We start from the raw sequence: 9,666 nt of genomic DNA, 5'->3' as shown, positions 1-9,666 counted from the left end.
ATGTTTTATCCAGATCCTTTTGACGTCATCGTGATCGGTGGTGGTCATGCAGGCACTGAAGCCGCCATGGCCTCGGCCCGTATGGGACGTCAAACCCTCTTACTGACACACAATATTGATACGCTGGGACAGATGTCTTGTAACCCGGCTATCGGCGGTATAGGGAAAGGTCATCTGGTAAAAGAGCTTGATGCCATGGGTGGACTGATGGCTAAGGCCATCGATCAAGCGGGTATTCAGTTCAGGATACTAAACATCAGTAAAGGTCCTGCAGTACGAGCTACTCGTGCACAAGCAGATCGGGTTCTTTATCGTCAAGCAGTACGTGCTGCACTGGAAAACCAGCCAAATCTGATGATCTTCCAACAGGCAGTCGACGATCTGATTGTGGAAAATGATCAGGTTGTGGGGGCCATTACCCAGATGGGGTTGAAGTTCCGTGCCAAAGCCGTAGTACTAACGGTAGGAACATTTCTGGACGGTAAAATACATATTGGTCTGGATAACTACAGCGGTGGCAGAGCTGGCGATCCACCATCCATTCCATTAGCCCACCGTTTACGTGAATTACCGTTGCGAGTCGGGCGTTTAAAAACCGGTACTCCACCACGCATAGATGCCCGGACTATTGATTTCAGTGTATTGACGCAACAGCACGGTGATAACCCGATGCCTGTTTTTTCCTTTCTGGGAGATCCTGGCCAGCATCCGGCACAGATGCCTTGTTATATCACCCACACCAATGAGCGCACTCATGAGGTGATCCGCAATAATTTGGATCGTAGTCCAATGTACACTGGTGTCATCGCGGGGATCGGGCCTCGTTATTGCCCATCCATTGAAGACAAGGTGATGCGCTTTGCCGATCGTAATACCCACCAGATATTTCTTGAACCGGAAGGGTTGAGCAGTAATGAAATCTACCCTAACGGCATTTCTACCAGCCTACCATTTGACATACAGTGGCAGATTGTCCGTTCCATGCAAGGGATGGAGAATGCTCGTATTGTTCGTCCTGGTTATGCTATTGAGTATGATTTTTTTGATCCTCGAGATTTAAAACCGACACTGGAAAATAAATTTATTCACGGTCTTTTCTTTGCCGGTCAGATCAATGGGACAACCGGTTATGAAGAAGCTGCTGCGCAGGGAATGCTGGCTGGATTGAATGCTGCTCGTTTGGCATTTGATCAGGAAGGCTGGACACCTCGACGCGATCAAGCTTACATCGGTGTTTTAGTTGATGATCTCTGTACATTGGGAACCAAAGAACCTTACCGCATGTTTACTTCGCGAGCCGAATATCGTCTGATGCTGCGCGAAGACAATGCTGACCTACGGTTGACGGAAATTGGTCGTCAATTAGGTATGGTGGATAATGTTCGTTGGGCCGCGTTCAACGAGAAGTTGGAAAATATTGAGAAAGAACGGCAGCGCCTGCGTGATATTCATGTTCATCCGTTGTCAGAGAACCGTGATCAGATTAATTCCTTACTGAAAACACCACTTTCTCGAGAAGCTAGCGGTGAAGAGCTACTGCGCCGTCCTGAAATTAACTATGTTATGTTGACCGGGTTACCGATGTTCGCCCCTGCACTAACTGATGATAAAGCGGCAGAGCAGGTGGAAATTCAGGTGAAATATGAAGGGTATATTGCCCGTCAGCAGGATGAAGTTGAAAAACAACTCCGCAATGAAAATGCGCTATTGCCCGCAGGACTGGATTATCAGCAGGTAACCGGATTATCAAATGAGGTTATTATAAAGTTGAATGATCATAAACCGGGTTCCATTGGCCAGGCATCGCGTATTTCTGGTATTACACCAGCTGCAATCTCAATTTTACTGGTTTGGTTGAAAAAACAGGGGATGCTGCGCCGCAGTGCCTGATAGTCGTTTTTAGCAAAATAGCCCGTAAATCTGGCTGTGGAAATACAGCTAGATTGTATTAATAACGTGATATTCAGGATTGTCTTGTGCTTAACAAACTCAATAGCCTGTTAGATACCGCTGGTATTTCCCTGACCGATCAACAAAAAAATAAGCTTATTCAGTATGTTGATCTCCTGCATAAATGGAATAAGGCTTATAATCTGACTTCAGTCCGTGATCCTGAACAAATGTTGATTCGTCATATCATGGATAGCCTGGTGATAGAAAAACATCTTCAGGGACAGAATTTTATTGATGTGGGAACAGGACCGGGTTTACCGGGCATACCGTTAGCCATTATTCGTCCATATTCACATTTCACCTTACTTGATAGTCTGGGAAAACGGGCGCGTTTTCTGCGTCAGGCTCAGCATGAATTACATCTCGACAATATTGAACCGGTACAGAGCCGTGTAGAAGACTTTTCGGCGGCACCTTCTTTTGATGGGGTGATAAGCCGTGCATTTGCTTCTCTGAAGGATATGGTTAACTGGTGTGATCATTTACCTTCCCGTCCTGAAGGCCGTTTTTATGCACTGAAGGGAACGGTTCCTCAAGATGAGCTGGATGCCTTACCTGAAGGTATTATCTCGGAAATCATTATTCCACTTTTTGTACCTGAGTTGGTTGGAGAACGTCACTTGGTGATTCTTAAACGGAACTAATTTTGTTTTTCATCAGAAAATTATAACTATTTGTAACGTTCTCAAGCTGATAAATTTGAATGAAATAATCATTAAACTAATGAAATATATTCACCAATTTTTTACAAACGTGATGTATACCTGGTGATTAACGTATTCGGCAGTGGTGTTTTTTTTACCGTATTTCGATTTTAACCGCCGAGCAATCCATTGGCGTGTGTTAAAAACATGATAAAAAAATATTCACAATGTCAATAGATGGTTTGAGTGCTGTATTGTAAGTGTTTTGTTGATGTTTTATTTTATCTTATTGAAATTAAAAAAGATAAATAGCTATTTTTGCTAAAGACAAAAAAAAGTCTGATCGGATATAAAAAGACCTGTTTTGTTTTATGTGACTGATATCACATATTAGCAGCATGTTAACATTCATTTCACTATTGGTGTGTTAACTGGATATTTAGCGGAAATAAGGCTTAGGAAATAAATTTAAATAATTGTTCACCTTTTCGCTACTTATTGATTGAATTCGATGGGCTGACCCGTATAATTTGCACGTTTTTTGCTGCTTGACTCGGTGCATTAAAGGCAGTGTTATACGTCATTCAGTAAACTCTGAGAAAGGTACGGAGAGGGCACGCGTCATGTCTGTATCCCTTTACAGTGGAAAGTTAGCGCTGTGGTCACTTTTAATACAATTGGTGACTTTTTTGGTGTTAAGCGCGATTTTCAGTGTGGTTAGCCTGGAAGCCGCAGCTTCTGCGCTCGGTGGGGGATTGGCAGCCTGGTTACCGAATATGTTGTTTATGCTGTTTGCCTTGCGTCATCAGACACATAAACCATCGGAAGGACGCGTTGCCTGGTCATTTGCTTTGGGTGAAGCGCTGAAAGTGCTATTCACCATTGCATTGTTGGTGGTGGCGTTAGGCGGGTTCCATGCGGCATTTTTCCCGCTTGGCCTGACGTATTTATCAATGCTGGTCATGCAGATTGTGGCACCAGCCGTCATTAACCGTTACCGTAGTTAACAACAAAAGGGTAAGGGACATCATGTCTGCATCAGGAGAAATCTCTACTCCGCAAGAGTATATCAGTCACCATCTTGTACACTTACAGGTGGGGACAGGGTTCTGGTCGATTAACATCGATTCGATGTTTTTCTCTGTGCTTCTTGGAATACTCTTTCTGGTTATCTTTCGTAAAGTTGCTAAAAACCCCACCAGCGGTGTGCCGGGTAAACTGCAGGCTGCAGTAGAACTGATCGTTGGTTTTGTCGATAGCAATGTACGCGATATGTTCCATGGCAAAAGTAAGCTTATTGCTCCGTTGGCGCTCACCGTCTTCGTCTGGGTTTTCCTGATGAATCTGATGGATCTGTTGCCTATCGATCTGCTGCCATATATTGGTGAGCATGTTTTGGGACTGCCTGCATTACGTGTGGTACCTTCCGCGGACGTGAACATTACACTTTCCATGGCGTTAGGGGTTTTCATCCTGATTCTGTTCTACAGCATCAAGATGAAAGGCATTGGTGGATTTGTTAAAGAATTGACCATGCAGCCGTTCAATCACCCTGTGTTTATTCCTATCAACCTGATTCTTGAAGGTGTTAGCCTGCTGTCAAAACCGATTTCTTTAGGTTTGCGACTGTTTGGCAACATGTACGCGGGTGAGTTGATCTTCATCCTGATTGCCGGCCTGCTGCCGTGGTGGTCTCAGTGGATATTAAATGTGCCTTGGGCCATTTTCCACATTCTGATCATTTCGCTTCAGGCTTTTATTTTCATGGTTCTGACGGTTGTTTATCTTTCGATGGCATCTGAAGAGCATTAATTTTCTTTCAACACTACAAACGTTTTAATTGAAAAAAACTGGAGACTGTCATGGAAAACCTGAGTGTGGATCTGCTGTACATGGCTGCCGCTTTAATGATGGGTTTGGCGGCTATCGGTGCTGCGATCGGTATCGGCATTCTGGGTGGTAAATTTTTGGAAGGTGCTGCTCGTCAGCCTGACCTGATTCCTCTGCTGCGGACACAGTTCTTTATCGTTATGGGTCTGGTGGATGCTATCCCGATGATTGCTGTTGGTCTGGGTCTGTATGTGATGTTTGCTGTAGCTTAAGCAAGATTTATTGCCATGGTGAAAAACATCAAGTTATTTAACTAAGAAGAGGCATTGTGCTGTGAATCTTAACGCTACAATCCTCGGCCAGGCCATTGCATTTGTTCTGTTTGTCTGGTTCTGCATGAAGTATATATGGCCGCCGATTATGGACGCCATTGAGAAACGTCAGAAAGAAATTGCTGACGGTCTGGCTTCTGCTGAACGAGCCAAAAAAGATCTGAACTTAGCGCAGGCCAATGCGACCGATCAATTAAAGAAAGCCAAAGCGGAAGCGCTAGTCATTGTTGAGCAGGCTAATAAGCAGCGTGCTCAGATTATGGACAATGCTAAAGTTGAAGCGGAAGCGGAGCGTAACAAAATTGTGGCACAAGCGCAGGCTGAAATTGACGCCGAGCGCAAACGTGCCTACGAAGAGTTACGTAAGCACGTTGCTATGTTGGCTATTGCCGGTGCCGAGAAAATTATTGAACGTTCCGTGGATGAAGCTGCTAACAGCGACATCGTTGATAAACTTGTCGCCGAACTGTAAGGAGGGAGGGGCTGATGTCTGAATTTGTCACAGTAGCTCGCCCCTACGCCAAAGCAGCTTTTGACTTTGCCGTTGAAAGCCAGTCAGTTGACCACTGGCAACAAATGCTGACATTTGTTGCTGAAGTCGCGCGTAATGAACACATTGCTGAGTTACTTTCTGGAGCCGTTGCGCCCCAGACTATGGCGAAGACATTCATTGCCGTATGTGGTGACGAGCTGGATGATGCGTGCCAGAACCTGATTAGGGTGATGGCTGAAAACGGGCGTTTGTCAGTGCTTTCCGAAGTGCTGGCTCAATTTGTTCAACATCGGGCTGAGCTGGAATCGACGGTAGATGTCGATGTCATTTCTGCTGCAGCGTTAAATGAACAGCAGTTATCCAAGATAGCTGCAGCGATGGAACAACGTCTGTCACGTAAAGTTAAGCTGAATTGCAAAATTGATAAGTCTGTTATAGCTGGCGTAATTATTCGCGCTGGCGATATGGTGATAGATGGCAGTATTCGTGGCCGTCTTGAACGTTTGACAGACGTCTTGCAGTCTTAAGGGGACTGGAGCATGCAACTGAATTCCACCGAAATCAGTGAACTGATCAAGCAGCGAATTGCTCAGTTCAATGTAGTGAGCGAAGCTCACAATGAAGGTACCATTGTTTCCGTCAGTGATGGGATCATTCATGTAAACGGTCTTGCTGATGTGATGCAGGGGGAGATGATTTCCCTGCCTGGCAACCGTTATGCGATTGCACTTAACCTGGAGCGAGACTCTGTTGGTGCAGTCGTTATGGGTCCGTATGAGGATCTGGCCGAAGGTAATAAAGTAAAATGTACCGGTCGTATTCTGGAAGTACCGGTTGGCCGTGGCCTGTTGGGCCGTGTTGTCAATACGCTGGGCGCACCGATTGATGGTAAAGGCCCGGTTGAACACGATGGTTTTTCTGCGGTTGAAGCGATTGCGCCTGGCGTTATCGATCGTCAATCCGTTGATCAGCCCGTCCAGACCGGTTACAAGTCCGTTGATGCCATGATTCCAATTGGTCGTGGTCAGCGTGAGTTGGTTATCGGTGACCGTCAGACTGGTAAAACCGCACTGGCGATTGATGCGATTATCAACCAGCGTGATTCGGGTATTAAGTGTATTTATGTCGCTATCGGACAGAAAGCATCTACCATCTCCAACGTGGTACGCAAGCTGGAAGAGCATGATGCACTATCAAATACCATTGTCGTCGTGGCCACGGCGTCTGAGTCTGCTGCACTACAATATTTGGCACCATACGCCGGTTGCGCAATGGGTGAATATTTCCGTGACCGCGGTGAAGATGCACTGATTATTTATGATGACCTGTCCAAGCAGGCCGTTGCTTATCGCCAAATCTCCCTGTTGCTTCGTCGTCCGCCTGGTCGTGAAGCGTACCCTGGGGATGTTTTCTACCTTCACTCCCGTCTGCTGGAACGGGCTGCGCGCGTAAATGTTGATTACGTCGAGGCTTTTACCAAAGGTGAAGTGAAGGGGAAAACAGGTTCTTTGACCGCTCTGCCGATCATCGAAACTCAGGCGGGTGACGTTTCGGCGTTTGTTCCGACCAACGTAATTTCTATTACTGATGGCCAGATCTTCCTGGAATCCAACTTGTTTAACGCTGGTATCCGTCCGGCAGTTAACCCGGGTATCTCCGTGTCCCGTGTGGGTGGTGCAGCTCAGACCAAGATCATGAAGAAACTGTCTGGCGGTATCCGTACCGCACTGGCTCAGTATCGTGAATTGGCGGCCTTCTCTCAGTTTGCTTCTGACCTGGATGATGCCACGCGTAAGCAGTTGAATCATGGTCAGAAAGTGACTGAACTTCTGAAGCAGAAACAGTATGCACCGATGTCTGTTGCATTGCAGTCGCTGGTACTGTTTTCCGCCGAACGTGGTTATCTGGAAGACGTTGAACTGGCGAAAGTTGGCAGTTTTGAAGCGTCACTGTTGGCCTATGCCAATCGTGAGCATGGCGATCTTCTGCAACAACTCAGCCAGACTGGCGCTTATAACGATGAGATCGAGGATAAATTCAAGACTATCCTTGATACCTTTAAGGCAACCCAGTCCTGGTAACGCCCCGTGGCCTGCCTTATGGCAGGTCGCTAGGCATTGAGGAGAAGCTAAAATGGCCGGCGCAAAAGAGATACGTAGTAAGATCGGAAGCGTCCAAAATACGCAGAAGATCACTAAAGCGATGGAAATGGTTGCTGCTTCCAAAATGCGTAAATCGCAGGATCGTATGGCGGCCAGCCGTCCTTATGCAGAAACCATACGCAAAGTGATCGGTCACCTTGCGTTGGGAAATTTGGAATACAAGCACCCGTACCTGGAAGAACGTGAAGTAAAACATGTTGGGTATCTGGTGGTGTCTACTGACCGTGGCTTGTGTGGTGGTTTGAATATTAATTTGTTCAAAAAACTGCTGGCTGAAATGAAAGCATGGAGTGATAAAGGCGTTGAGAGTGATCTGGCGCTGATTGGCTCTAAAGGTATGTCTTTCTTTGGTTCAGTAGGTGGAAACATTGTTGCTCAGGTTACCGGTATGGGAGATAACCCCACTCTGTCTGAATTGATCGGTCCGGTAAAAGTTATGCTGCAAGCCTACGACGAAGGTCGCCTGGACAAGCTGTATATCGTGGGTAACAAATTCATCAATACCATGTCTCAGGTTCCACAAGTTGTTCAGTTGCTGCCGCTGCCACCCGCAGAAGATGGCGAACTGAAAAAGAAATCCTGGGATTATCTGTATGAACCCGATCCTAAGTCGCTACTGGATACCCTGTTGCGTCGTTATGTGGAGTCTCAGGTTTATCAGGGTGTCGTAGAAAACCTGGCCAGTGAGCAGGCCGCGCGAATGGTAGCGATGAAGGCCGCAACCGATAATGGCGGCAGCCTGATCAAAGAGCTGCAGTTGGTGTACAACAAGGCTCGTCAGGCCAGCATCACTCAGGAACTCACCGAGATCGTCGGGGGAGCCTCCGCGGTTTAAGCTAGGTTTACGAATTACGTAGAGGATTCAAGATGGCTACTGGAAAGATTATCCAGGTAATCGGCGCCGTGGTGGACGTCGAGTTCCCCCAAGACGCGGTACCAAAAGTGTACAATGCGCTTGAGGTAGAAAACGGTTCTTCCAAACTGGTACTGGAAGTACAGCAACAGTTAGGCGGCGGCGTTATTCGTTGTATTGCAATGGGTTCTTCCGACGGTCTACGCCGTGGTTTGGTTGTGACCGACCTGGAGCACCCGATCGAAGTACCGGTAGGTAAATCGACTCTTGGCCGTATCATGAACGTACTGGGCGAGCCCGTCGACATGAAAGGCGATATCGGTGAAGAAGAGCGTTGGGCTATTCACCGTCCTGCACCAAGTTATGAAGAATTAGCTAACTCACAAGATCTGCTGGAAACCGGTATCAAGGTTATGGATCTGATCTGTCCGTTCGCCAAGGGCGGTAAAGTGGGTCTGTTCGGTGGTGCGGGTGTTGGTAAAACTGTAAACATGATGGAGTTGATCCGTAACATCGCGATCGAGCACTCCGGTTATTCTGTGTTTGCAGGTGTGGGCGAACGTACCCGTGAAGGTAACGATTTCTACCACGAAATGACCGAGTCCAATGTTATCGACAAAGTTTCACTTGTGTATGGCCAGATGAATGAGCCGCCGGGTAACCGCCTGCGTGTAGCATTGACCGGTCTGACCATGGCTGAAAAGTTCCGTGAAGAAGGTCGTGACGTACTGCTGTTCATTGATAACATCTATCGTTACACCTTGGCCGGTACAGAAGTTTCTGCACTGTTGGGTCGTATGCCTTCAGCGGTAGGTTATCAGCCGACTCTGGCGGAAGAAATGGGCGTTCTGCAAGAACGTATCACGTCTACCAGAACAGGTTCTATTACCTCCGTACAGGCCGTTTACGTCCCTGCGGATGACTTGACTGACCCATCGCCAGCAACCACCTTTGCTCACTTGGATGCAACTGTGGTACTGAGCCGTAATATCGCCTCTCTGGGGATTTACCCGGCCGTTGATCCGTTGGATTCAACCAGTCGTCAGTTGGATCCGCTGGTTGTTGGGCAGGAACACTATGATGTAGCGCGTGGCGTGCAGTCTATTCTGCAACGTTATCAGGAACTGAAGGATATCATTGCGATTCTGGGTATGGATGAGCTGTCAGAAGATGACAAGCTGGTGGTATCCCGCGCACGTAAAATCCAGCGCTTCCTGTCTCAACCGTTCTTTGTGGCTGAAGTCTTCACTGGTTCTCCGGGTAAGTTCGTATCGCTGAAAGACACCATTCGTGGTTTCAAAGGCATTATGGCTGGCGACTACGACCACCTGCCAGAGCAGGCGTTCTACATGGTTGGCACCATTGAAGAAGCAGTGGAAAAAGCCAAGAAACTGTAACG

The 9,666-nt window shown here is 47.1% G+C and carries 10 protein-coding genes; all 10 read left to right on the top strand.

From position 1 onward, the window contains the following. The 10 genes from mnmG (at nt 1) to atpD (ending at nt 9,664) form a co-directional block, all read left to right on the top strand. A complete protein-coding gene (mnmG, locus tag PCO85_22870) occupies nt 1-1,890 on the top strand; it encodes a tRNA uridine-5-carboxymethylaminomethyl(34) synthesis enzyme MnmG (protein ID WJV53924.1) in 1,890 nt (629 codons plus the stop codon). Between the two features lie 86 nt (nt 1,891-1,976). Then, the gene (gene rsmG, locus PCO85_22865; GenBank protein ID WJV53923.1) at nt 1,977-2,597 is read left to right on the top strand and encodes a 16S rRNA (guanine(527)-N(7))-methyltransferase RsmG; all 621 of its coding nucleotides are present in this window, start codon (nt 1,977-1,979) and stop codon (nt 2,595-2,597) included. A gap of 623 nt (nt 2,598-3,220) precedes the next feature. Further along, the gene (atpI, locus tag PCO85_22860) at nt 3,221-3,604 is read left to right on the top strand and encodes a F0F1 ATP synthase subunit I (protein WJV53922.1); all 384 of its coding nucleotides are present in this window, start codon (nt 3,221-3,223) and stop codon (nt 3,602-3,604) included. Between the two features lie 22 nt (nt 3,605-3,626). Next, nucleotides 3,627-4,409, top strand: a complete 783-nt coding sequence (gene atpB, locus PCO85_22855) for a F0F1 ATP synthase subunit A (GenBank protein WJV53921.1) — start codon at nt 3,627-3,629, stop codon at nt 4,407-4,409. A gap of 50 nt (nt 4,410-4,459) precedes the next feature. Continuing rightward, on the top strand, nt 4,460-4,699 hold the full coding sequence (gene atpE / locus PCO85_22850) for a F0F1 ATP synthase subunit C (protein WJV53920.1): 240 nt from the start codon (nt 4,460-4,462) through the stop codon (nt 4,697-4,699). A gap of 61 nt (nt 4,700-4,760) precedes the next feature. Beyond that, entirely contained in the window at nt 4,761-5,231 is a 471-nt protein-coding gene (atpF, locus tag PCO85_22845) for a F0F1 ATP synthase subunit B (protein WJV53919.1), read from the top strand. A gap of 14 nt (nt 5,232-5,245) precedes the next feature. Next, a complete protein-coding gene (atpH, locus tag PCO85_22840; GenBank protein ID WJV53918.1) occupies nt 5,246-5,779 on the top strand; it encodes a F0F1 ATP synthase subunit delta in 534 nt (177 codons plus the stop codon). 12 nt (nt 5,780-5,791) lie between these two features. Then, entirely contained in the window at nt 5,792-7,333 is a 1,542-nt protein-coding gene (atpA, locus tag PCO85_22835; protein ID WJV53917.1) for a F0F1 ATP synthase subunit alpha, read from the top strand. Nucleotides 7,334-7,385: 52 nt separating this feature from the next. Further along, nucleotides 7,386-8,249, top strand: a complete 864-nt coding sequence (gene atpG, locus PCO85_22830) for a F0F1 ATP synthase subunit gamma (protein ID WJV53916.1) — start codon at nt 7,386-7,388, stop codon at nt 8,247-8,249. A 32-nt stretch (nt 8,250-8,281) separates the two neighbouring features. Continuing rightward, entirely contained in the window at nt 8,282-9,664 is a 1,383-nt protein-coding gene (gene atpD / locus PCO85_22825; GenBank protein ID WJV53915.1) for a F0F1 ATP synthase subunit beta, read from the top strand. Nucleotides 9,665-9,666 lie beyond the last annotated feature (2 nt).

This window comes from Prodigiosinella aquatilis, assembly GCA_030388725.1.
GTDB lineage: Bacteria > Pseudomonadota > Gammaproteobacteria > Enterobacterales > Enterobacteriaceae > Prodigiosinella > Prodigiosinella aquatilis.
The sequence above is the reverse complement of the archived record's forward strand: the minus strand, read 5'-3'. Positions and strand labels throughout refer to the sequence as shown.